The organism is Streptomyces sp. NPDC048278 (assembly GCF_040652195.1).
Taxonomy (GTDB): domain Bacteria; phylum Actinomycetota; class Actinomycetes; order Streptomycetales; family Streptomycetaceae; genus Streptomyces.
The window spans coordinates 406,438-428,576 of the sequence record NZ_JBEZLP010000004.1; the positions used below are offsets into that span (position 1 = coordinate 406,438).

A 22,139-nucleotide genomic window follows, 5' to 3' on the forward strand; every position below is an offset into this window, starting at 1 on the left:
ACGGGCAGGCCACCGACCCGTCAGTCCACCGTGTGCGCCTCGAATCGCTTCGCGGTCTCGGCGAGCACCTCCCGTCCGTCGCGCGCCCACAGGCCGTCGTTGAAGAGTTCGACCTCGATGGGGCCGGTGTAGCCGGCGGCCTCCACGTAGCCCTGCCATTCGCGCATGTCGATCGCGCCGTCGCCGATCTGGCCGCGGCCGTTGAGGACGCCCTCCGGCAGCGGGGTGGTCCAGTCGGCGAGCTGGAAGGTGTGGATGCGACCGCCCGCGCCGGCCCGGGCGATCTGTGCGGGTGCCTGGTCGTCCCACCAGATGTGGTACGTGTCGACGGTGACGCCGACCTGGTGGGCCGGAAAGCGTTCCGCGAGGTCCAGGGCCTGGGCGAGGGTGGAGACCACGCAGCGGTCCGAGGCGAACATGGGGTGCAGGGGCTCGATGGCGAGGCGGACGCCGTGCTGTTCGGCGTAGGGGCCGAGTTCGGCGAGGGCGTCGGCGATGCGTTCCCGGGCGCCGTGCAGGTCCTTCGAGCCCGCCGGCAGGCCGCCGGAGACCAGGACGAGGGTGTCCGTGCCGAGGGTCGCGGCCTCCTCGATCGCCCGCCGGTTGTCGGCGAGCGCGGCGGCCCGCTCGTCCGGGTCGATCGCCGTGAAGAAGCCGCCGCGGCACAGGGTGGTGACGGTCAGGCCCGCCTCGCGCAGCAGTTTGGCGGTCGCGTCGAGGCCGTAGGCCCGGACCGGCTCGCGCCACAGGCCGACGCCCGGCACGCCCAGGTCCAGGCAGGCGTCGGCCAGTTCGGGCAGCGAGAGCTGCTTGACGGTCATCTGGTTGATCGAGAAGCGGTCCAGGGACGTCATCGAGCGGCTCCGTACAGGGCGAGGAGGGTCTTCATCCGTTCCTCGGCCAGCTTGGGGTCCGGGAACAGGCCCAGGCCGTCGGCGAGTTCGTAGGCGCGCGCGAAGTGCGGCAGCGAGCGGGCCGACTGGAGGCCGCCGACCATCGTGAAGTGGGTCTGGTGGCCGGCCAGCCAGGCCAGGAGGACCACGCCCGTCTTGTAGAAGCGGGTGGGGGTCTGGAAGAGGTGCCGGGAGAGTTCGACGGTGGGGTCCAGGAGGGCACGGAAGCCCGCCGTGTCGCCCGTGTCCAGGATCCGGACCGCCTCGGCCGCCAGCGGCCCCAGCGGGTCGAAGATGCCGAGCAGGGCGTGGCTGAAGCCCTGCTCGTCGCCCGCGATCAGCTCGGGGTAGTTGAAGTCGTCGCCGGTGTAGCAGCGGACGCCCTGCGGCAGGCGGCGGCGGATGTCGATCTCGCGGCCGGCCTCCAGCAGCGACACCTTGATGCCGTCGACCTTGTCGGGGTGGGCGGCGATGACCTCCAGGAAGGTGTCGGTGGCCGTGTCGAGGTCGGCGGAGCCCCAGTAGCCGTCCAGCGCCGGGTCGAACATCGGGCCGAGCCAGTGCAGGACCACCGGCTCGGCGGCCTGGCGCAGCAGGTGGCCGTAGACGTCGAGGTAGTCCTCGGGGCCGGTGGCCGCCGCCGCGAGCGCCCGGGAGGCCATCAGGATGGCCTGGGCGCCCGTCTCCTCGACGAGGGCGAGCTGCTCCTCGTAGGCGGCGCGGACCTCGGCGAGGGTCGCCGGGCCGGTGAGCTGGTCGGTGCCGACGCCGCAGGCGATCCGGCCGCCGACGGCACGGGCCTCGGCGGCGCTGCGGCGGATCAGCTCGGCCGCGCCCGCCCAGTCCAGGCCCATGCCGCGCTGGGCGGTGTCCATCGCCTCGGCGACGCCCAGGCCGTGCGACCACAGGTGGCGGCGGAAGGCGAGGGTGGCGTCCCAGTCGACGGCGGCGGGCGCGTCGGGGTTGGTGTCGGCGAACGGGTCGGCGACGACGTGCGCCGCCGAGAAGACCGTACGGGAGGTGAGGGGGGTGCCGGGGGTGACGGCGAGCGGCTCGGTGCGCGGCTCGTAGACCCGGAACGACCCGTCGGGGGCGGGGAGGTGGATGGTCACAGCTCGATCTCCGGTACGTCGATGCGGCGGCCCTCCGCCGACGACCTCAGGCCCAGCTCGGCGAGCTGCACGCCGCGGGCGCCGGCCAGCAGGTCCCAGTGGTAGGGGGCGTCGGCGTAGACGTGCTTGAGGAACAGCTCCCACTGGGCCTTGAAGCCGTTGTCGAACTCGGTGTTGTCGGGGATCTCCTGCCACTGCTCGCGGAAGGCGTAGGTGGCGGGGATGTCCGGGTTCCAGACCGGCTTGGGGGTCGCGCTGCGGTGCTGGGCACGGCAGTTGCGCAGGCCGGCGACCGCTGAGCCTTCGGTGCCGTCCACCTGGAACTCGACCAGCTCGTCGCGGTTGACGCGGACCGCCCAGGAGGAGTTGATCTGGGCGACGGCGCCGCCGTCGAGCTCGAAGATGCCGTACGCGGCGTCGTCGGCCGTCGCGTCGTAGGGCTTGCCGTTCTCGTCCCAGCGCTGCGGGACGTGGGTGGCGGTGAGGGCCTGGACGGACTTCACCCGGCCGAACAGCTCGTGCAGCACGTACTCCCAGTGCGGGAACATGTCGACGACGATGCCGCCGCCGTCCTCCGCGCGGTAGTTCCAGGACGGGCGCTGGGCCTCCTGCCAGTCGCCCTCGAAGACCCAGTAGCCGAACTCGCCGCGGACCGAGAGGATCCGGCCGAAGAAGCCGCCGTCGATGAGCCGCTTCAGCTTCAGCAGGCCGGGCAGGAAGATCTTGTCCTGGACGACGCCGGACTTGACGCCCTTGGCGTGGGCGAGGCGGGCCAGCTCCAGGGCGCCCTCCAGGCCGGTGGCCGTGGGCTTCTCGGTGTAGATGTGCTTTCCGGCGGCGATGGCCTGCTGGAGGGCCTCCTCGCGGGCGGAGGTGACCTGCGCGTCGAAGTAGATGTCGATGGTGGGGTCGGCCAGGACGGCCGACAGGTCCGTGGAGATGTGCTCGTCCGACAGGCCGTGGCGGTCGGCGATCTCGCGGAGCGCGTGCTCGCGGCGGCCGACGAGGACCGGTTCGGGCCAGAGCACCGTGCCGTCGCCGAGGTCGAGTCCGCCCTGCTCACGCAGGGCGAGGATCGAGCGGACGAGGTGCTGGCGGTAGCCCATGCGCCCGGTGACGCCGTTCATGGCGATACGCACCGTCTTGCGGTTCACGTGTTTCCCTTCGTCCGCGTGCGTCCCAGTGACGCAGCAAGCGCTTTCTATATGGTCTGAAGCTAGCCTTTGACCCCTGGTCTGTACAAGAGCGTGATGGGGTCGAGTTGTTCGAGGGGGCGAACAACAGGAGTGAATGGCCTTATGGTCTGCACGGCAAGGGGGCTTCCTATGAACAAGCTGTCGATCGGGCCGCTGATCAGGTTGATCAGCCGGAGTACGACGACGTACGACGAGATGCGTGACCGGAGGACGACGAGATGACGGTGACCCTGGCGGACGTGGCGGCCCGCGCCCAGGTCTCGCCCGCGACGGTGTCGCGCGTACTGAACGGCAACTACCCCGTGGCGGCGTCCACGCGGGAGCGGGTGCTGCGGGCGGTGGACGAGCTGGACTACGTCCTCAACGGGCCGGCGAGCGCGCTCGCGGCGGCCACCTCCGACCTGGTCGGCATCCTGGTCAACGACATCGCGGACCCGTTCTTCGGGATCATGGCGAGCGCGATCCAGACCGAGATCGGCGGTCCCGGCGGGCGGGCGGGCGGCGAACGGCTGGCGGTGACCTGCAACACCGGGGGGTCGCCGGAGCGGGAGCTGACCTACCTGACCCTGCTGCAACGGCAGCGGGCGGCGGCGGTGATCCTGACCGGCGGTGCCGTGGAGAACGCGCCGCACGCGGCGGCGGTGGCGGCGAAGCTGCGCAAGCTGGCGGACGCCGGGACCCGGGTGGTGCTGTGCGGCCGGCCGCCGGCGCCGGACACCGACGCGGTGGCGCTGACCTTCGACAACCGCGGCGGCGGCAAGCAGCTGACCGAGCACCTCATCGGGCTCGGCCACCGGCGCCTCGGCTACATCGCGGGCCCCGAGGAGCGGACGACCACCCGGCACCGCCTGGAGGGCCACCGGGCCGCGCTGGCCGAGGCCGGCATCGAGGAGGATCCGCGCTGGACCGTGCACGGGCGGTACGACCGGAGGGCGGGGTACGAGGCGACGCTGGAGCTGCTGCGCCGGGACCCCTCGCTCACGGCGGTGGTGGCGGCGAACGACTCGGTCGCGCTGGGCGCGTGCGCCGCGCTGCGGGAGTCGGGGCTGCGGATCCCGGCGGACGTGTCCGTGGCCGGCTTCGACGACCTGCCGTTCAGCATCGACGCGGTGCCGTCGCTGACGACGGTGCGGTTGCCGCTGGCGGAGGCGGGGGCGCGGGCCGGCCGCATCGCCATGGGGCGCGAGGAGCCGCCGCCGGGCGGGATCGCGACGGTGCGGGGGGAGCTGATGGTGCGGGGGTCGTCGGGGGTGCCTCGCACGTGACGGGCGTTCCGCCCAAGCGCTCCGCTCAGGCGCTCCGCAGGGAGTAGCGATCCTGTCGGCCGCGGCGCCGTCGTGGCTGGTCGCGCAGTTCCCCGCGCCCCTTTCGGGGCGCTGACTCACCGGGGGCACGGCTCAGATGCCCCGGACGCCCCTTGGGGGCAAGAAGTTCCACGCACGGATCCGGGTGCCCGAAGGTCGGGCACCCGGATCCGTCCTTTTATGTCAGTGCGACGTCAGTCTCCCCAGCCGCCGTAGCCGCCGCCGTGACCGCCGTGGCCGCCCCAGCCGTAGTCGTCGTCCCAGCCGCCCCAGCCGCCATAGCCGCCGTGACCGCCGCGGTCGCCGTAGCCGTAGCCGCCGCCACCGTAGCCACCGTGACCGCCGCCGTAGCCGCCGCCACCGTAGCCTCCGCCACCGTGACCGCCGCCGCCGTAGCCTCCGCCGCCATGGCCGCCGCCACCGCCGCCGCCGTGGCCACCGCCACCGCCGCCGCCATGGCCGCCGCCGCCACCGCCACCGCCGTTGTCCTGGTAGGAGACGACGTGGTCGGGCGCCGCGTGGGTGGCCGCGCTGGCGATTCCGGCTCCGGCGCCGAGCGCCAGGATGGGTGCCGAAATCGCAGCGATGGCGACCCTCTTCATACGTGTGGTGTGCGCGCGCATGGTTTCGCCCCTCTCCGAGGGTGTGGTTGTGTGACGACGGCCGCCGTGTGTCGCAAGGGCCGGCCGCCCTGCGTGCACTCCAGAGCCTGCGCGCAGCCCTGAGCGCGTCCGCCGCCCGCGATGCCGGTTCTCCGCACCCTGTCCGGGCTCTCCGGCGGACCACGTCACGTCCTCGTTGAAACGGACATAAGTGACGTTCGTGTATAAACCTACGGCGCGGGCGCGACGAAGTCAAAAGCAGGACCAGGACCAAGCAAAAAAGAACAAGTAAAGCCTGCGGAGCCGCCGTTCGGGCTGACGCCTTCCGGCCGGGCGGGGTGGCGGGATAGCCTCGGAGACGCGATATCTCTGACTCAGTCAACGATCGGGATCCCGCCATGACCGTCCAGGACATCCGTGCCTTCAACCGCTTCTACACCAACCTCATCGGCGCCCTCGACTACGGCCGCCACCTCTACGCCCCGTACACCCTCACCGAGGCCCGGGTGCTCTACGAGCTCGCGCACGCCGCCGACACGGACGCGGCCGACCTGCGGTCCGATCTCGCGCTCGACGCCGGGTACTTGAGCCGGATCCTCAACAAGTTCGAGGAGGCCGGGCTGGTCGAGCGGGCTCCCTCGGAGAAGGACCCGCGGCGGCGGCGCGTCTCCCTCACGGCGGGCGGCCGGTCCGCCGCCGAGCTGCTGGACGAGCGGGCCCGCGCATCGGTCGGCTCGCTCCTGGGCGCCGTCGACCGGGGCGAGCGGGCCCGCCTCGCCGAGGCGATGCGCACCATCCGCACGATCCTCGGCGACGGGCACGCCCCCGAAGGCTCCGGCGAGGTCGTGCTGCGCGAGCCGCACCCCGGCGACCTGGGCTGGATCGTGCAGCGCAACGCCGCCGTGTACGCGGCCGAGTACGGCTTCAACGCCGACTACGAGGGGCTCGTCGCCCGGATCGTCGCCGACTACGCCGAGGACCACGACCCGCACCTGGAGCGGACCTGGATCGCCGAGTGGGCCGGGCGGCCGGTGGGCTGCGTGATGTGCGTACGGGACGACGCCCCGGGCACCGCGCGGCTGCGGCTGCTGCTCGTCGAGCCGGAGGCGCGCGGGCTCGGCGTCGGCGACCGGCTGGTCACCGCCGTGACCGACTTCGCGCGCGGGGTCGGCTACCGGGAGCTGGTCCTGTGGACCAACGACGTGCTGTCCGCCGCCCGCCGCATCTACCAGCGGCACGGCTTCGTCCTCACCGCCGAGAAGCCGCACCGCTCCTTCGGCAAGGACCTGGTCGGCCAGGACTGGCGACTGGACCTGCACGCGACCGGCGAGTGAGAAGTAGGTTGGTGGACATGAAGTTCGCCTTCTCCACCCTCGGGGTCCCCGGTCTGCCCGTGCCGGACGTGCTGGCCCTCGCCACGGCCCACGGCTACCACGGCGTCGAGCTGCGCGCCCACCCGGAGGAGCCGGTCAATCCCGGGCTCGGCCCGGCCGCGCGCTCCGACGTGGCCGCCGAGTTCAAGGCGACCGGGGTGGAGGTCCTGGGCGTCGCCGGGTACGCGCGCCTCGCGGCGCCCGGCGAGGACGCACCGGTCCTCGACGAGACGCGCCAACTCCTCCAGCTCGCCCACGACCTGGGCGCCTCCTACGTCCGCGTCTTCCCGGGCGCCGACCCGGCGCTGCCGGCCGCCGAGTCCGACGCGATCGCCGCCCGGCGGCTCGGCACGGTCGCCGAGGACGCCGCCGCGCTCGGCGTGCGGGTCCTGCTGGAGACCCACGACTCGCACCGCACCGGCGCCGCGGCGATCAGGATCCTCGGCCCGGTCGGCCACCGCATGGTCGGCTCGCTCTGGGACGTCATGCACACCTGGCTGGGCGGCGAGCAGCCCGCCGAGAGCTTCGCGGCGCTCGCCCCGCACCTCGGCTACGTCCAGGTCAAGGACATCGCCTCGGCCGACGACACCACCCCGCTGCCGCTCGGCGCCGGGGTGCTGCCCCTGTCCGAGTGCGTCGAGGTGCTCTCCCGGCACGGCTGGGACGGCTGGCTGTGCTGGGAGTACGAGAAGCGCTGGTACGAGGCCGCGGCCCCGCTGCCCGGCCTGCTGGCGGCGGGCCGCGACCACCTGGCCCGCCTGCTCAACGAATCGGCCTGACCCCCACGATCACGAGCCGCCCGCCGCGGTCACGAGCTGGCCCGCGGGCGCGCGCCGACCCCGCGGGCACGGGCTGACCCGCGGACACGAGCCGACCGCCGCGGTCACAGGCTGACCCGCGCTCACCCGCCGACTCCCACGGTCACGCGCTGCCCCGCGCGCTCACGCGCCGGCCGCCGGGATGCCCCACCCCGCGGCCAGTTCTCCGAACGCCTCGTGGAAGCCCGGGAAGGTCTTCTTCACGCACCCCGGGTCGTCGAAGGAGATCCCGGGCGTGCGGAGCCCGGTCACCGCGAAGGACATCACGACGCGGTGGTCGCCGTAGGTCTTGATCTCGGCCGGGGAGGGCGTGCCGGGCCGGATCTCGATCCAGTCCTCGCCCGTGGCGACCTCGATGCCCAGCCGGCGCAGGTTCTCCGCGCAGGCGTCGAGCCGGTCGCACTCCTTGACCCGGGTGTTGGCCACGTCCTCGATGCGGACCGGGCCGTCCGCGAAGGGGGCGATCGCCGCGAGCGTGGGCATGGTGTCGGAGATGTCCCGCATGGCGACGGTGAGGCCGCGGAGGGTGCCGGTGCCCCGCACGGTCGTGCCGCCCTCGGCGATCTCGACGTCCGCGCCCATCCGCCGCAGGACGTCCACGAACCCCAGGTCGCCCTGGAGCGCGCCCCGCCCGAGCCCCGGGACGGTGACCTCACGGCCCGTCACGGCCGCCGCGGCGAAGAAGTAACCGGCGGTGGAGGCGTCGGGCTCGACGGCGTAGGTGGTGGCCCGGTAGCCGCCGGCCGGAACGGCGTAGACCTCGCCCTCCCGGGCCACCTCCACGCCGAACGACCGCATCATCGCGATCGTGATCTCCACGTACGGCGCGGACACCAGGTCCGTCACCCGGATCCGCAGGCCCCTGCGGGTGAGCGGGCCGAGCAGCAGCAGGGCGCTGAGGTACTGCGAGGACTGCCCGGCGTCCAGCGTCACCTCGCCGCCCTCGACCCCGGCCGCCTCGATGCGCAGCGGGTGGTGGCCCTCGGCCGCCTCGTGGCGCAGGTCGACACCGAGGTCGCGCAGGGCGCGGGTGAGCGGGGCGAGGGGGCGGCGGCGCATCTGCGCGGAGGCGTCGAAGCGGTAGCTGCCGTGGCCGGCCGCGGCGAGGGTGGGCAGGAAGCGGGCGGTGGTGGCGCCGTCCCGGCAGTAGACCTCGGCCTCGGGCAGCGCGGGGCCCTGCGGGCGGCCGTCCACCTGCCAGGTGTCGCGGGTACGGCCGACGCGGTAGCCGAGCCGGGTCAGGCCCTCGGCGAAGCCTTCGGTGTCGTCGGAGCGGAGGGGGCGGACGAGGGTGGTGACTCCGTCGGCGGCGGCGGCGAGAAAGAGGGCGCGGGCGGTGACGGACTTGGAGCCGGGGATCGCGACGAGGGGCATGCCGCCCATGATCGCCGCTCGGGGGTTTCAGGTGCGGGGGGTTTCCACAAGGTGGAACGGGTCGTGCGTCGGGTGCGGGCCGGTGGGGGTTGTTCGCGCAGTTCCCCGCGCCCCTGACGGGGCGCTCCTGGCGGGCGGTGTCACATGCGTCCCGTCAGTCCTCCTGCTCCCGACTTCCGGGAATTCCCGGCCGTCCGGGAACCCGCCCCCCGCGCCGTCCGTCCAAAGCGCAGGCTGTCGGAAGAGTCTTCGTGGTGCGGTGTCGGCACTCGCTGCTGGCTGCGATCGCCGACCTACCCTCTCCGCCGCACCACGGCCGCCGGCCCGCCGCCATCGACGTGCCCCCCTCCAATGCGCCGATGGCGGCCCCTTTCTGGTTACTGTGCATGTCCCCACCGTAAGGAGTGCACGTGCCCTCCAGACGCACCGTTCTCGCCGCCACCGCGGGCGTCACCGCGGGACTGGCCGTCGGCACCCGTGCGAACGCCCTCGACTCCGACGACAAGAGGCTCCGCGCGCTGATCTCCCGGATGACGATCGAGGAGAAGGTCGGCCAGCTGTTCGTGATGCGGGTCTACGGGCATTCGGCCACCGACCCCGACCAGGCCGACATCGACGCCAACCTCCAGGAGATCGGCGTCCGCACCGCCGCCGAGCTGATCGGGAAGTACCGGGTCGGCGGGATCATCTACTTCACCTGGACGCACAACACCCGGAACCCGCGGCAGATCGCGGAGCTGTCGAACGGCATCCAGCGCGCCTCGCTGGAGCAGCCGCGCGGCCTGCCCGTGCTCATCGCCACCGACCAGGAGCACGGCGCCGTCTGCCGGATCGGGAAGCCCGCCACCCTCTTCCCGGGCGCCATGGCCCTGGGGGCGGGCGGCTCCACGGCCGACGCCCGCACCGTCGGCCGTGTCTCGGGGGCGGAGCTGCGGGCGATGGGTGTCCGGCAGGACTACTCCCCCGACGCCGACGTGAACGTGAACCCGGCCAACCCGATCATCGGCGTACGGTCCTTCGGGGCCGGCCCGGACGCGGTCGGGGCGCTGGTGGCCGCCGAGGCGCAGGGGTACCAGGACGCGGGCGTGGCGGCCACCGCCAAGCACTTCCCGGGGCACGGCGACACCGCCGTCGACAGCCACACCGGCTTCCCGGTGATCACGCACAGCCGGGAGCTGTGGGAGAAGCTGGACGCGGTCCCGTTCCGGGCGGCGATCGAGGCCGGCATCGACTCGGTCATGACCGCGCACATCCAGTTCCCGGCCCTGGACGGCTCCGGCGACCCGGCGACCCTCTCGCACCCCGTCCTCACCGGCATCCTGCGCGACGAACTCGGCTACGACGGGGTCGTGGTCACCGACTCCCTGGGCATGGAGGGGGTCCGCACCAAGTACGGCGACGACCGGGTGCCCGTCCTCGCCCTCAAGGCCGGCGTCGACCAGCTCCTGAACCCGCCCGCCCTGGACGTCGCCTGGAACGCCGTTCTGAAGGCCGTCGGGGACGGGGAGCTGACCGAGGCCCGGCTGGACGAGTCGGTCCTGCGGATCCTGCGGCTGAAGTCCCGGCTGGGGCTGCTCGACCGGCCGTACGTGAACGCGAAGGACGTCGGCCGGGTGGTCGGGGCGGCGAAGCACCTCGCCGCCGCCGACCGGATCGCCGAACGCACCACCACGCTGCTGGTCAACGAGGGCGGACTGCTCCCGCTCTCCCCCCGCACGCACGGCACGGTGCTGGTCGTCGGCGCCGACCCGGACGCACCGTCCGGTACGACGGGCCCGCCGACCGGGGTGCTCGCCGCCGCCCTCACCGAACTGGGCTTCACGGCAAGCGCGTTGTCCACGGGTACGGCGCCTTCCCCCGCGACCGTCGACCAGGCCGTCGCGGCGGCGCGGGCGGCGGACGCGGTGGTGGTCGGGACGTACAACGTGACGGCGGGCGGCGGACAGCAGCAGCTGGTGGAACGGCTGGTCGCGACCGGCGTCCCGGTGGTGGCGGTGGCGGTGCGCAATCCGTACGATGTCGCCCAACTCCCCTCCGTACGGGCCTGCTTGGCGGCCTACTCCTGGACCGACGTCGAACTGCGGGCCGCGGCACGGGTGATCGCGGGCCGGGTGGCACCGCGCGGCAGGCTGCCGGTGCCGGTGCAGCGGGCGGACGATCCGGCGCAGGTGCTGTACCCGATCGGTCACGGGCTGACGTATTAGACGTACGCTACAGAACCGGGCGTAACGCCCCCAACGGGCGGAAAGCCTCCCGTACAGCTGACGCGGACCGAGCCCGCGGGCCACGCTGGCAGGGGGTCGGTATGCGGAGCAGACGTTGTGCGGGGCTTCTGATGGCGCTGGCCGTCGTGCTGCTGCCGGCCGGCTGCCGGACGCCGTCGTCCGGGACGTCGTCGTCCGGGGCGCCGGCGGGCAGCGCACGGTCGACGGCGAGCCCGGCCCTGCCCGGGTACGGCGCGCGGTTCCTCGCGGTGGACGAGTGCAGCTCGTTCGGCACCGCCAGCTTCACCGAGGTGCCCTGCTCCGGTGAACGCGCGGCGGCCCGGGTGATCGCCCGCTACGACGGCACCGTCGCCGGCGGTCCGCCGTGCCCGGCCACCACCGACTTCGTGCTGCACATCGGCGCCCAGCGCACGGGCGGCGGCGAGGACGGCGACGGAACGATCCCGCAGGGCTACGCCTGCATGCGCAACCTGGAGCCGCCGCACCCCGGTGACCCGGGCGGGGGCGGCGGGCCGCGCACGATCGTCGGCGACTGCGTCTACGGCTCGGGCCGCGGCGAGGTCCGGGAGACCACCTGCGACGGCTCGGGCAAGCGCAAGCCGCAGTACCGGGTGGTGCGGGCGGTCGCCTCACGGGCCGACTGCCCACCGTCCACCGCCCTCTACGTCCAGCTGGGCGGAGAGCATCCGGTGGGCTGCGCCCGCCGGCTGTGAACGCTCCGTGCCGGCCTCGACGAGGGCCCGCCCGGGCACCCCTGACGCCGAGTCGGTTGCGCGCCGGTCAGACCGGGAAGGCCGCCTGGAAGGCCAGGCGGGGGGCGGCGGTCGCGCCGATCCGGGTGAGGAGGTCGTCGAGCGCGAGGTACTCCTCCCAGGGCTCCCGGCGCGTCGCGTCCGCCAGTGCCCTGACGAGCCTGTCCTCAAGACCGGGGACGCGCTTGTCCTTCCACACCTTGTCGGCCGTGCTGACCAGGAGGTCCTCCAGCGTCACCGCGGGGTCGTCCCAGTCGGCGTGGGTGGCGGCGAACCGGGCCAGTGCGGGCGGGAAGCCGCGGTCCAGCAACAGGTCGCGTCCGGCGGTCTCGTGGGCCGAGCCGGGCCCGGTGAGTTCCCCGGGACGGCAGACCTTGCCCACGTCGTGGGTGGCCGCGCCGAAGAGGACGGCGTCGCGGTCCACGGCCAGGTCCGGGTAGCGCTCCCGCACCCAGTCGACCAGGTCGACCGCGACGTCGTGCACCGCGCGCAGGTGGGCCGCCAGCCGGGGCGGGGCGTCCAGCGAACGCAGCAGCTCCGCCACCACCGGTGGCAACGGCCGCAGCGGGGGCTCGCCGGGTGCGTCCAGGGCACGGGCCAGGAGGTCCGTGGGCGTCGCGGTCATCGTGCGGACACCGCTCCCCTCACCATGACTCGGCCTGCCGGAACAGCGCGACCGCCTCGGCGAGGAACCAGAGGCAGAAGAGCAGACAGGCGGCCCACAGGGCCCACAGGACCCACCGGATCTCACGTCGTACGCGCACGCGCGGTTCGTCCTCCCTCAGCAGAGGATCCAGCCCGAGCTCACCGAACTCCGGCCCACCGTGCCGCGCACCCACACGCAGCGGTGTCCCGCGTGGACCGTGACCGGGCCCGCGCGGTGGTTGTACTCGCCCTTGTCGACGACCGGTCGGTTGCCGCGGGCCTGGACGCTGACGGACATGGTCCGCCTGCCGCCGGACTTCTTGGGGAGGGTGATCGCGCAGACGTAGCCGCCCTGCCGGTAGACGTGCACGGTGCCGGTGGCGAAGGACAGGGTCCGCACCTCGCGTCCGGCGCAGTTCGCGGCCGTCACCGCCTGCGCCTCGGCCGGTGCCACGAGCGCGAACACCCCGGAGGCGGCCAGCACGGCCACGCCGAGCGCCAGCCGCCGGCGTATCGCACCACTGTCCACAGTCGTCCCCTCCCGTACCGCAGCTGTGCACCAACCATGACCGTACTGATGTACGGACGCCCGACGTATGTCGGATGGTTGCACGGCGGTCGGGAAGCAGGGGTCAGCGGGTCGCGCCCACCGGCTCCTCCGGTTCCTCGGGCTGGCCGATGAAGGTGCGCCACAGCTCGGCGTACCGGCCGTCGAGGGCCAGCAGTTCGTCGTGGGTACCGTCCTCGGCGACCCGGCCGTGGTCCATGACCACCACCCGGTCGGCACGGGCCGCGGTGGTCAGCCGGTGGGCGACGACCAGGGTGGTACGACGGCCCGTCAGACGGTCGGTGGCCAGGTTGACCTGCGCCTCGGTCGCCAGGTCCAGGGCCGCCGTCGCCTCGTCGAGGAGCAGCACGTCGGGGTCGACCAGCTCGGCGCGGGCGAGGGCGATGAGCTGGCGCTGGCCCGCGGAGAGGTTCCGGCCGCGCTCGGCCACCTCGTGGAGGTAGCCGCCGTCGAGGGTGGCGATCATCTCGTGGGCGCCGACCGCGCGGGCCGCCGCCTCCACCTGGGCGTCGGTCGCGTCCGGGCGGCCGTAGGCGATGGCGTCCCGGACGGTCCCGGGGAAGAGGTACGCCTCCTGCGGGACCACCCCGAGGCGATGGCGGTACGCGGTGAGGTCGAGGTCGCGCAGGTCCGTGCCGTCGACCGTCACCCGGCCGCTGGTCGGGTCGTAGAACCGCGCGACCAGCTTGACCAGGGTCGACTTGCCGGCGCCGGTCTCGCCGACGAAGGCGACGGTCTGCCCGGCGGGGACGGTCAGGTCGATCCCGGTCAGGGCCGCGTCGCCCTCGTCGGCGGCGCCGTAAGCGAAGTGCACGTTCTCGAAGGCGATGTCGCCGTGCAGGGAACCGACTTCGCGCGGCCTGTCCGCCGCCTGCGTGGACGTCGGCTCGCGCAGGAGCTCCTGGATGCGGCCGAGGGAGACGGTCGCCTGCTGGTAGCCGTCGAAGACCTGCGAGAGCTGCTGGACGGGGGCGAAGAACAGGTCGATGTAGAGCAGGTAGGCGACCAGGGCGCCGGTGGTGAGGGTCGCCGCCTCCACCCGGTGGGCGCCCGCCATCAGCACGCTCGCCGCGGCCACCGACGACAGCAGCTGGACGAACGGGAAGTAGACCGATATCAGCAACTGGCCCCGGATACGGGCCTTGCGGTAGCTCTCGCTGCGTTCGGTGAAGCGCCGGCCGCTGTCCCCCTCGCGCCGGAAGGCCTGCACGATCCGCAGCCCCGACACCGTCTCCTGGAGGTCGGCGTTGACCACCGACACCCGCTCCCGGGCGAGTTCGTACGCCTTAACGCTCGCCCGGCGGAAGAAGAAGGTCGCGACGACCAGCGGGGGCAGGGTGATGAAGACGACGAGCGCGAGCTGTACGTCGATCACCAGCAGGACGACCATGATGCCGAAGAAGGTGACGACGGAGACGAACGCGGTGACCAGGCCCGTCTGAAGGAAGGTGGAGAGGGCGTCGACGTCGGTCGTCATCCTCGTCATGATCCGGCCGGTCAGCTCCCGCTCGTAGTAGTCGAGTCCGAGCCGCTGGAGCTGGGCGAAGATCTTCAGGCGCAGGGAGTAGAGGACCCGTTCGCCGGTGCGCCCGGTCATCCGCGTCTCGCCGATCTGGGCCGCCCACTGCGCGAGCACCGCGAACAGGCCGAGCAGCGCCGCCGCCCAGACCGCGCCGAGCGCCATCCTGCTGACGCCCTGGTCGATGCCGTGCCGGATCAGGACCGGGAGCAGCAGGCCCATGCCGGCGTCCACGGCGACGAGCCCGAGGCTGACCAGCAGGGGCGCGCCGAAGCCGCGCAGCAGGCGGCGCAGGCCGTAGGAGTCCTCGGGGCGTACGGCGCCGGCCTCGTCGACGTCGGGGACGTCGGTGGCCGGGGGCAGCGCCTCGACCTGGGCGAGGAGTTCGGGGGTGGCCGGGGTGCCGGCGAGGGCGAGGTCGCGGGGCGTGCGGTCGCCGGTCCACAGGCGCGGGGTCACGCCCCGCTCGGCGTCGAACTCGGCGTCCAGCTCGTCCCGTACGGACGTGTCCTCGCGCGGTTCGAGGGGCAGCGCGTGCCCCGGGGAGACCCCGCCCAGCTCGTCGGGGTCGGTGAGGAGCCTGCGGTACAGGGCGGAGCGCTGCTGGAGCTCCTCGTCGGTGCCGATGTCGGCGAGCCGGCCGCCGTCGAGGACGGCGATGCGGTCGGCGAGGTTCAGGGTGGAGCGGCGGTGCGCGATGAGGAGGGTGGTGCGGCCCCGCATGACGTGGGCGAGGGCCTCGTGGATCTCGTGCTCCACGCGCGCGTCGACGGCCGACGTCGCGTCGTCGAGGACGAGGAGGCGGGGGTCGGTGAGCAGGGCGCGGGCGAGGGCGACGCGCTGGCGCTGGCCGCCGGAGAGGGTGAGGCCCTGCTCGCCGACCTTGGTGTCGTAGCCGTCGGGCAGCCCGGCGATGAAACGGTCGGCCTGGGCGGCGCGGGCGGCGGCACGGATCTCGTCCTCGGTGGCGTCGGGACGGCCGTAGGCGATGTTGTTGCGGACCGTGTCGGAGAACAGGAACGAGTCCTCCGGGACCAGGCCGATCGCGGCCCTGAGCGAGTCGTGGGTCAGCTCGCGGACGTCGTGGCCGCCGATGAGGACGGCGCCGTGGGTGACGTCGTAGAAGCGCGGCAGGAGGAGGGAGACGGTGGACTTGCCGGAGCCGGAGGAGCCGACGACGGCGAGGGTCTCGCCCGGCCGGATCTCGAAGCTGAGTCCCCTCAGGACCGGGTGCTCGTGCTCGTACCCGAACGACACGTCGTCGAACTCGACGGTCGCGGGCGCGTCGGCGGGGAGGGTCTTGGTGCCCTCCTTCATGGTGGGCCGGGTGTCGATCAGCTCCAGGACCCGCTCGGTGCCGGCGCGGGCCTGCTGGCCGACGGTGAGGACCACGGCGAGCATCCGGACCGGCCCGACCAGCTGGGCGAGGTAGGAGGAGAAGGCGACGAAGGTGCCCAGCGTGATGTGACCGCGGACGGCGAGCCAGCCGCCGAGCGCCAGCATGGCGACCTGGCCCAGGGCCGGGACGGCCTGCAGGGCCGGGGTGAACCTGCTGTTCAGCCGGATCGTGCGCAGCCGCCCCGCGAAGAGCTTCCGCCCGACCTCCTTGAGCTTGCCGGTCTCCTGCTCCTCCTGCCCGAACCCCTTCACCACGCGCACACCGCTGACCGCGCCGTCGACCACGCCGGCCACGGCGGCGGCCTGGGCCTGGGCGTACCAGGTGGCCGGGTGCAGCTTGCTGCGGCTGCGCTTGGCGATCCAGTACAGGGCCGGGGCGACGGCGAGGGCGACCAGGGTGAGCGGCGGCGACAGCCACGCCATGATCGCGAGGGAGATCAGGAAGAGCAGGACGTTGCCGATGGTCATCGGCAGCATGAAGAGGAGGCCCTGGATCAGCTGGAGGTCGCTGGTGGCCCTGCCCACCACCTGGCCCGTGGACAGCTCGTCCTGCCGCCGTCCGTCGAGCCGGGTGAGGGTGCCGTACATCTCGGTGCGCAGGTCGTGCTGGACGTCGAGGGCGAGCCGGCCGCCGTAGTAGCGGCGGACGAAGGTGGCCGCGTAGACGAGGACGGCGGCACCGATCAGGGCACCGGCCCAGGGGCCCATGGACCGGCTGTGACCGCCGATCACGTCGTCGATGATCACCTTGGTGATCAGGGGTACGACGGCCAGCACCGCCATACCGGCCAGCGAGGACCCGAGCGCGAGCACGACGTCCCGGGGATGCCGCCAGGCGTACCCCGCCAGCCTGCGCGCCCAGCCGTCCTGCTGCCGCTCCCCCTGTTGCGCTGCCACGCGGGTGCCCTCCGTTCGACCTGTTCTTCCGCAGGCCACAACACGGAACGAAGCGGATTTCATCCCTCCGCAACAAAACGGGAGGGGGCGCGGGGCGGGCGGGGCGGGGGAGCCGAAGGGGGCCTGCCGCGGGCGGCTACTCGTGGGCGCTGATCACGCCGCCGGCGCTGAGCACGATGTACACGCCGTTGGCGTCGAGGCCGACGTCGTGCTGGTTCGCCTCCAGCGTGGCGTCGACCGAGCCGTCGTTGCCGAGGATCTGCGCGCGGTACCGGAGCTCGCCGACCTTGGTGACCTTGGCCGTCCAGCCGCCGGCGAGCTTGAAGGTGCCCGGTCCGGTGTGGCCGCCGCCCGTCCAGGAGTGGATGTCGCCACCCAGCGTGAGCACGACGAACATGTCGTTGGCGTCGAGCCCGGCGTCCGACCGACCCGTCTCGATCGTGGCCAGGACCGCGCCACGGCTGACGATCTTCGCCCGGTAGTGCTCGGCACCGAGCCGGTAGATCTCGGCCGTGCTGCCGTCCGCCAGGGTCCGGGTACGGACCGGGGACGCCGTCCTGGCGGCCGGGGCGGCAGGCGTGGCAGGCGTGGCAGGCGTGGCGGTGCGGGACGGGGCGAGCGTCTCGGTCCGCACGTCGGCGGTGGTCTTGCCGGTGCCGGTGCCGGTGCCGGTCGCTGTGGTGCCGCTCGGGGCGGCGGACGCCGACACCTGCTGCTCCGGACGGGCGGCGCCGTCCTTGCTCCCTCCGCTCCCTCCGCTCTGGCAGGCGGTCAGCGAGAGCGCCGCGGCGGCGGCGACGGCCACCAGGGCGGCGGAGCGGACGGTACGGCGGGCACGGCGCGTGGTCGTCATCGAAATCCCCCATGAGTCATCAGGACGCTCTGTCCTGTGCACGGTGAGATGGCGATCGGGTGGGGGGTTGTTCATCGCTTTCCGTCCGCGTTCGGTAACAGGGCGACTCGGCGTCAGGGGAACTCGGCGCCGGGGAGAAGTCCCGCTCCGTTCGCGGTATCCCGGCGGAGGCAGCAGGATGCGTGCTCAGGGGATCGTGGTGGGGCCGGCCACCGCAGGAGGTCCGCATGGCGAGGTTGCTGTCCGTCAACGTCGGACTGCCCGAGGACGTCTCCTGGCAGGGCAGGACCGTCCGCACCGGGGCGTGGAAGTCCCCCGTGCCCGGCAGCCGCATGGTGCGGCGGCTGAACGTCGACGGGGACGGCCAGGGCGACCTGGCCGGGCACGGCGGCGAGATCCGGGCCGTCCTCGTCTACCAGCTGGACTCCTACCGCTACTGGCGGAAGGAGCTCGGCCGCGACGACCTGGACTTCGGGATGTTCGGGGAGAACTTCACCGTCGACGGGCTGCCCGACGACGAGGTGTGCATCGGCGACCGGTACCGCATCGGGGAGGCCGAGTTCGAGGTGACCCAGCCCCGGGTCACCTGCTACCGCGTCGGCATGCGCCTGGGCGAACCCGCGATGGCCTCGCTCCTGGTCGCCCACCACCGCCCGGGCTTCTACCTGCGGGTGATCACCGAGGGCCGGGTCCGGGCCGGTGACGGGATCACCCGCACCCGCAGGGGCCCGGGAGAGCTCAGCGTCGCCGACACCGACGCGCTGCTCTACCTGCCCGGCCGCGACCCTGCGAAGCTGCGCACGGCCCTGCGCATCCCCGCCCTGAGCCCCGGCTGGCAGCAGTCCTTCCGGGAGCTCGCCGCCGGGCAGACCGGTCCCGAGCCGGGGCCGCCGGGTTTCCGGCCCCTGCGGGTGACTCGCATCGTCCCCGAGACCGCCGACGTGACCTCCGTCCACCTCGGCACCACCGACGGCACCCCGCCGGCCGAGGCCCGCCCCGGCCAGTACCTCTCCCTCCGCCTGGCCGTCGACGGCACCGACCGCGCCGTACGCAGCTACTCCCTGTCCGCGACGCCCACGGACGGCACCTACCGCATCAGCGTCAAGCACGAGCCGCACGGGAAGGTCAGCGGCTACATCCACGCCCGGCTCCGCAGCGGGGACCTCGTGGAGGTGGCCGGTCCGCGCGGGGCGTTCGTGCTCGAAGAGGGCGCCGGTCCGGTCGTCCTGCTGTCGGCGGGCATCGGGGTCACGCCCGTGCTCGCCATGCTCCACCGGCTGGCGGCCGTACGGGACCCGCGCCCGGTCTGGTGGATCCACACCGCCCACGACCGCGCCCACCACGTCTTCGCGGACGAGGCCCACGCCCTGCTGGCGCGGCTCCCCCGCGCCCACGAGCACATCCACTACACCTCGGAGACACCGCCGCCCGGCGACGCACGCGTCACCCGGGGCCGTCCGACCGCCGCCTCGCTCACCGCCCTGGGCGTCCCCGCCGACGCCGACGCCTACCTCTGCGGACCGACCGCCTTCATGGACGACCTCTCCGGGCACCTGCGCGAACTCGGCCTAAGCCCCGAGCGGATCCGCACGGAGCGGTTCGGCGCCCTCTCCGCCGTCAACCCGGGCGTCACCGCCACCGACCCGGTACGCCCGCACCAGCCGGCCGGCCCGCCGGGCACCGGCCCCCTGGTCACCTTCACCCGCACCGGCATCACCACCCCGTGGTCCCCCGCCCGCGGCTCGCTCCTCGAACTCGCCGAAGCCTGCTCCATCCCCACCCGCTGGTCCTGCCGCACCGGCGTCTGCCACACCTGCGTGACGCCCGTGGTGACCGGCGACGTCACCTACACCACCCCGCCCCTCGAACTCCCCGAGCCCGGCACGGCCTTGATCTGCTGCTCGACGCCGACCACCGAGGTCGTCCTCGACCTCTGAGCCCGGCGCCAGGACTCCGGCCGACCGGTCACGTCCTCGTGCCCGACGGTGATCGCCCACCGCACGCCCGCCGACGCCGTCACCTGCACCGTGCCCGGGGTGTGGGGGCGCACCCCGCCGCCGTTCATGTTCGTCTCGTTGTCGATGGTGCTGACCCGGCCGTCGACGCAGTCGAACGGGAAGTTGAAGCCGAGCGGTTCGACGGTGACGGTCAGTCTGCCCTTGCCCTCACAGTTCACCAGGACGGCCAGGATGCCGCTGCCGACGCCGCCCTCGATGTCCATCTCCCGGCCTCCGGTGGCGTTCGCCGCCTGGGCGACGACCTCGCCGTCGGGGAACCCCGGTGCCTTGGTGACGGTGTCGTCCCACGGCATGGTGACGGGGGTGGGCCTTCCCGTCGCGGGCACGGAGGTCGCGGCGGCGGGCGCGGCGTGGTCGGAGCCGCCGCCGCAGCCTGCGGCGGCGAACAGCACGACCGTGGCCGCGGACAGCGCCGCGGCCTGCCGTCTCGGGTTTCTCATGGGCCCCATCCTGTGGCACGGCTGAGGCAGCGCACAGCGCGCCCCAGGTGACGGTTGTTTAAAGCCCTGACCGCTCGTACAACCATTCGTGCGAATCCGTGTGTCAACGGGGGTATGACTCACAGACGAAGGAGAGGGCTGGTCGCCACCGCGCTCGGCACCGGGTTTCTCATAGCCGGCGTGGCCGTCGCAGCGCCCGCCTCGGCCGCCGCGCCCGCCGTCAGCTGTACGTCGACCAAGGCGGCGCTCGCCACGAAGCTGAAGAAGGACATCACCACGGCCATCGCGAACCGCAAGGGGACGATCGCCGTCGGCCTGTACGACCGTTCGACGAAGACGACCTGCACCCTGCGCTCCACCACGCACTACGACTCGGCCAGCACGGTCAAGGTGACCGTCCTTGCCACGCTGCTGTGGGACGCGAAGAAGCACAACCGGTATCTGACCACCACCGAGCAGACGCTCGCCAAGGCCATGATCACCAAGTCGGACAACGACGCGACGACCAAGCTCTGGAAGCAGCTCGGCCTGACGAAGATCAAGGGCTTCCTGAGCGCCGCCGGGATGACGCAGACCACCCCGGGTGCCAACGGCTACTGGGGCCTGACCCAGATCGACGTCCACGACGAGCAGCGGCTGCTCGCCCTCGTCACCGCCAAGAACACGGTGCTCAGCGACAGTTCACGGGCCTACATCCTGAAGCTGATGGGGCAGGTCATCTCGTCCCAGCGGTGGGGCACGCCGTACGGCGCCCCGTCCGGTGTCGCCGTGCACGTCAAGAACGGCTGGTTGCAGCGCGCCACGCACGGCTGGCGGGTGCACAGCCTCGGCACGTTCACCGGCGGCGGTCACGACTACCAGATGACCGTGCTGACCCAGGACAACAGCACCATGAGCTACGGCATCAACACCATCCAGGCCGTCGCGAAGGTCGTCCACAAGGACCTCGCGGCCTCCTGAGGCGCGGCGGCGGTTCGCCTACCGAAGTACGGTCCCGGCGGCCGGAGATCGACCCTTTCCTTCACGGGGCGGTCTCCACCCCGTCACCGGTTCCCCCTACGGTGACCGCCATGCGCCTGCGAACCGTACTCGCCACCGTCACCGCCGGCCTGGCGGCGGCCACCTGTCTGTCCGCCGCCGGGCCCGCCAACGCCGGCACGACCGGCACCGACGCGACCAACACCGCCTCAGCTCACGCGTGTTCGTCCTCGGTCTCCCTCGACAGCTTCTCCGACGCCCTCGACAAGACCACCTTCGGCGGCTATTTCGTCGGCAACCTCTCCGCGCTCGCCGTGGACAAGGACGGCTCCCTGGCCGCCCTCGCCGACCGGTCCTACCTCTTCGACCTGGACGCGAAGACGCTCGCGCCGAAGAAGGTCGTCGGGCTCGCCGACGAGAACGGCGCCGCGCTCGACTCCGAGGGCCTGGTCGTGGACCGGGACGGCACCCGCCTGATCACCTCCGAGACCGAGCCGTCCGTCCGCCGCTACTCGGTGGACGGCACGATCCTGGACCGCCTGCCCGTACCGTCCTCGCTCCTCGTCTCCCCGGCCGGGCGGGCCACCTCCAACCAGACCTTCGAGGGCCTGACCCTGCTCGACGGGGGCCGCACCCTGCTGGCTTCCATGGAGTACGCCATCTCCGGCGACACCGCCGGGATCGTCCGCTTCCAGACCTGGCAGCGCACCAAGGGCGACCACTTCAGGCTGTCGGCCCAGTACGCCTACCGCACCGACGACCCGATCCTCGGCGTCCCCGAGGTGCAGGCGCTGCCCGACGGCCGGCTCCTCGTCCTGGAGCGCGGCTTCACCGCCGGCGTCGGCAACACCGTCCGCCTCTTCCTGGCCGACCCGCGGCACGCCACGGACACCAGCGGCATCGAGAACCTCACCGGCCAGGCCGGCGTCCGCCTGGTCAAGAAGACGCTGCTGACGGACATCGCGAGCTGCCCGACGCTGGGCGCCACGGCCAAGCAGCCGCAGCCCAACCCGCTCCTCGACAACATCGAGGGCATGGTCGTCACCGGCCGCTCGAAGGGCGCGTACAAGGTCCTCCTGGTCAGCGACGACAACCAGAACGCGGCCCAGACGACCCGGTTCTACTCCCTGCGAGTGCGTGTCTGACAGATGCTGTCGGGCACGTGACACGGCGC

Annotated in this window: 18 protein-coding genes; 8 read left to right on the forward strand and 10 right to left on the reverse strand. The window is 73.0% G+C overall.

Going from position 1 to position 22,139, the window contains the following annotated elements; all coding sequences use genetic code 11:
* Nucleotides 1-20: 20 nt before the first annotated feature.
* Genes AB0D74_RS10465 through AB0D74_RS10475 form a run of 3 tightly spaced genes read right to left on the reverse strand, consistent with a single transcriptional unit; the run spans nucleotide 21 to nucleotide 3,159 of the window.
* A complete protein-coding gene (locus tag AB0D74_RS10465) occupies nucleotides 21-854 on the reverse strand; it encodes a sugar phosphate isomerase/epimerase family protein (protein WP_362582835.1) in 834 nt (277 codons plus the stop codon).
* Nucleotides 851-2,005, reverse strand: coding sequence for a dihydrodipicolinate synthase family protein (locus AB0D74_RS10470; RefSeq protein ID WP_362582838.1), 1,155 nt, complete (start codon nucleotides 2,003-2,005; stop codon nucleotides 851-853). Before AB0D74_RS10470 ends, AB0D74_RS10465 begins: the two co-directional genes overlap by 4 nt.
* Entirely contained in the window at nucleotides 2,002-3,159 is a 1,158-nt protein-coding gene (locus AB0D74_RS10475; protein ID WP_362582841.1) for a Gfo/Idh/MocA family oxidoreductase, read from the reverse strand. Before AB0D74_RS10475 ends, AB0D74_RS10470 begins: the two co-directional genes overlap by 4 nt.
* 260 nt (nucleotides 3,160-3,419) lie before the next feature.
* Here AB0D74_RS10475 and AB0D74_RS10480 point away from each other — a divergent pair, with 260 nt between their 5' ends.
* A complete protein-coding gene (locus AB0D74_RS10480; RefSeq protein ID WP_362582846.1) occupies nucleotides 3,420-4,466 on the forward strand; it encodes a LacI family DNA-binding transcriptional regulator in 1,047 nt (348 codons plus the stop codon).
* 233 nt (nucleotides 4,467-4,699) lie between these two features.
* Here AB0D74_RS10480 and AB0D74_RS10485 read toward each other — a convergent pair whose 3' ends face one another.
* Nucleotides 4,700-5,107, reverse strand: a complete 408-nt coding sequence (locus AB0D74_RS10485) for a hypothetical protein (protein WP_362582849.1) — start codon at nucleotides 5,105-5,107, stop codon at nucleotides 4,700-4,702.
* Between the two features lie 398 nt (nucleotides 5,108-5,505).
* On the opposite strand from AB0D74_RS10485, the gene AB0D74_RS10490 reads away from it, so the two are divergent.
* Together AB0D74_RS10490 and AB0D74_RS10495 are read left to right on the forward strand one after the other, a co-directional pair.
* Nucleotides 5,506-6,441 carry a helix-turn-helix domain-containing GNAT family N-acetyltransferase gene (locus AB0D74_RS10490; RefSeq protein WP_362582852.1) on the forward strand — a complete coding sequence of 312 codons (936 nt, stop codon included), beginning with the start codon at nucleotides 5,506-5,508 and terminating at the stop codon, nucleotides 6,439-6,441.
* Between the two features lie 17 nt (nucleotides 6,442-6,458).
* Complete coding sequence (locus AB0D74_RS10495; protein ID WP_362582855.1) at nucleotides 6,459-7,259, forward strand: sugar phosphate isomerase/epimerase family protein; 801 nt, start codon at nucleotides 6,459-6,461, stop codon at nucleotides 7,257-7,259.
* 162 nt (nucleotides 7,260-7,421) lie between these two features.
* Here the strand turns inward: AB0D74_RS10495 and aroA are convergent, their stop codons facing one another.
* Nucleotides 7,422-8,672, reverse strand: a complete 1,251-nt coding sequence (gene aroA / locus AB0D74_RS10500; RefSeq protein ID WP_362582858.1) for a 3-phosphoshikimate 1-carboxyvinyltransferase — start codon at nucleotides 8,670-8,672, stop codon at nucleotides 7,422-7,424.
* A gap of 410 nt (nucleotides 8,673-9,082) precedes the next feature.
* Between aroA and AB0D74_RS10505 the strand changes: the two genes are divergently transcribed.
* Nucleotides 9,083-10,876: a glycoside hydrolase family 3 protein gene (locus tag AB0D74_RS10505; RefSeq protein ID WP_362582861.1), complete on the forward strand. Its 1,794-nt coding sequence runs from the start codon at nucleotides 9,083-9,085 to the stop codon at nucleotides 10,874-10,876.
* Between the two features lie 101 nt (nucleotides 10,877-10,977).
* Entirely contained in the window at nucleotides 10,978-11,610 is a 633-nt protein-coding gene (locus tag AB0D74_RS10510) for a hypothetical protein (RefSeq protein ID WP_362582864.1), read from the forward strand.
* Nucleotides 11,611-11,677: 67 nt separating this feature from the next.
* Here the strand turns inward: AB0D74_RS10510 and AB0D74_RS10515 are convergent, their stop codons facing one another.
* The 4 genes from AB0D74_RS10515 to AB0D74_RS10530 form a co-directional block, all read right to left on the reverse strand.
* Nucleotides 11,678-12,274 carry an HD domain-containing protein gene (locus AB0D74_RS10515; RefSeq protein ID WP_362582867.1) on the reverse strand — a complete coding sequence of 199 codons (597 nt, stop codon included), beginning with the start codon at nucleotides 12,272-12,274 and terminating at the stop codon, nucleotides 11,678-11,680.
* Between the two features lie 156 nt (nucleotides 12,275-12,430).
* Nucleotides 12,431-12,823 (reverse strand): hypothetical protein, encoded by a 393-nt coding sequence (locus tag AB0D74_RS10520; RefSeq protein WP_362582869.1) that lies wholly within the window; start codon nucleotides 12,821-12,823, stop codon nucleotides 12,431-12,433.
* Nucleotides 12,824-12,926: 103 nt separating this feature from the next.
* Entirely contained in the window at nucleotides 12,927-16,676 is a 3,750-nt protein-coding gene (locus AB0D74_RS10525) for an ABC transporter ATP-binding protein (protein WP_362582871.1), read from the reverse strand.
* Between the two features lie 136 nt (nucleotides 16,677-16,812).
* Nucleotides 16,813-17,529: a hypothetical protein gene (locus AB0D74_RS10530; protein ID WP_362582874.1), complete on the reverse strand. Its 717-nt coding sequence runs from the start codon at nucleotides 17,527-17,529 to the stop codon at nucleotides 16,813-16,815.
* 227 nt (nucleotides 17,530-17,756) lie between these two features.
* On the opposite strand from AB0D74_RS10530, the gene AB0D74_RS10535 reads away from it, so the two are divergent.
* On the forward strand, nucleotides 17,757-19,466 hold the full coding sequence (locus AB0D74_RS10535) for an MOSC and FAD-binding oxidoreductase domain-containing protein (RefSeq protein WP_362582877.1): 1,710 nt from the start codon (nucleotides 17,757-17,759) through the stop codon (nucleotides 19,464-19,466).
* On the opposite strand, the gene AB0D74_RS10540 is transcribed toward AB0D74_RS10535, so the two are convergent.
* Nucleotides 19,376-19,987, reverse strand: coding sequence for a hypothetical protein (locus AB0D74_RS10540; RefSeq protein ID WP_362582880.1), 612 nt, complete (start codon nucleotides 19,985-19,987; stop codon nucleotides 19,376-19,378). The two genes, AB0D74_RS10535 and AB0D74_RS10540, sit on opposite strands and share 91 nt — an antisense overlap.
* Nucleotides 19,988-20,101: 114 nt before the next feature.
* On the opposite strand from AB0D74_RS10540, the gene AB0D74_RS10545 reads away from it, so the two are divergent.
* Together AB0D74_RS10545 and AB0D74_RS10550 are read left to right on the forward strand one after the other, a co-directional pair.
* On the forward strand, nucleotides 20,102-20,947 hold the full coding sequence (locus AB0D74_RS10545) for a serine hydrolase (RefSeq protein WP_362582883.1): 846 nt from the start codon (nucleotides 20,102-20,104) through the stop codon (nucleotides 20,945-20,947).
* A gap of 110 nt (nucleotides 20,948-21,057) precedes the next feature.
* Nucleotides 21,058-22,110 (forward strand): esterase-like activity of phytase family protein, encoded by a 1,053-nt coding sequence (locus AB0D74_RS10550; protein WP_362582886.1) that lies wholly within the window; start codon nucleotides 21,058-21,060, stop codon nucleotides 22,108-22,110.
* Nucleotides 22,111-22,139 lie beyond the last annotated feature (29 nt).

Coding starts and splice junctions, on each gene's coding strand:
- AB0D74_RS10485 (WP_362582849.1), bottom strand. CDS start 5,107: ATGAAGAGGGTCGCCATCGCTGCGATTTCGGCACCCATCCTGGCGCTC.
- AB0D74_RS10540 (WP_362582880.1), bottom strand. CDS start 19,987: ATGAGAAACCCGAGACGGCAGGCCGCGGCGCTGTCCGCGGCCACGGTC.
- aroA (WP_362582858.1), bottom strand. CDS start 8,672: ATGCCCCTCGTCGCGATCCCCGGCTCCAAGTCCGTCACCGCCCGCGCC.
- AB0D74_RS10545 (WP_362582883.1), top strand. CDS start 20,102: ATGACTCACAGACGAAGGAGAGGGCTGGTCGCCACCGCGCTCGGCACC.
- AB0D74_RS10490 (WP_362582852.1), top strand. CDS start 5,506: ATGACCGTCCAGGACATCCGTGCCTTCAACCGCTTCTACACCAACCTC.
- AB0D74_RS10530 (WP_362582874.1), bottom strand. CDS start 17,529: ATGACGACCACGCGCCGTGCCCGCCGTACCGTCCGCTCCGCCGCCCTG.
- AB0D74_RS10535 (WP_362582877.1), top strand. CDS start 17,757: ATGGCGAGGTTGCTGTCCGTCAACGTCGGACTGCCCGAGGACGTCTCC.
- AB0D74_RS10465 (WP_362582835.1), bottom strand. CDS start 854: ATGACGTCCCTGGACCGCTTCTCGATCAACCAGATGACCGTCAAGCAG.
- AB0D74_RS10515 (WP_362582867.1), bottom strand. CDS start 12,274: ATGACCGCGACGCCCACGGACCTCCTGGCCCGTGCCCTGGACGCACCC.
- AB0D74_RS10510 (WP_362582864.1), top strand. CDS start 10,978: ATGCGGAGCAGACGTTGTGCGGGGCTTCTGATGGCGCTGGCCGTCGTG.
- AB0D74_RS10480 (WP_362582846.1), top strand. CDS start 3,420: ATGACGGTGACCCTGGCGGACGTGGCGGCCCGCGCCCAGGTCTCGCCC.
- AB0D74_RS10495 (WP_362582855.1), top strand. CDS start 6,459: ATGAAGTTCGCCTTCTCCACCCTCGGGGTCCCCGGTCTGCCCGTGCCG.
- AB0D74_RS10550 (WP_362582886.1), top strand. CDS start 21,058: ATGCGCCTGCGAACCGTACTCGCCACCGTCACCGCCGGCCTGGCGGCG.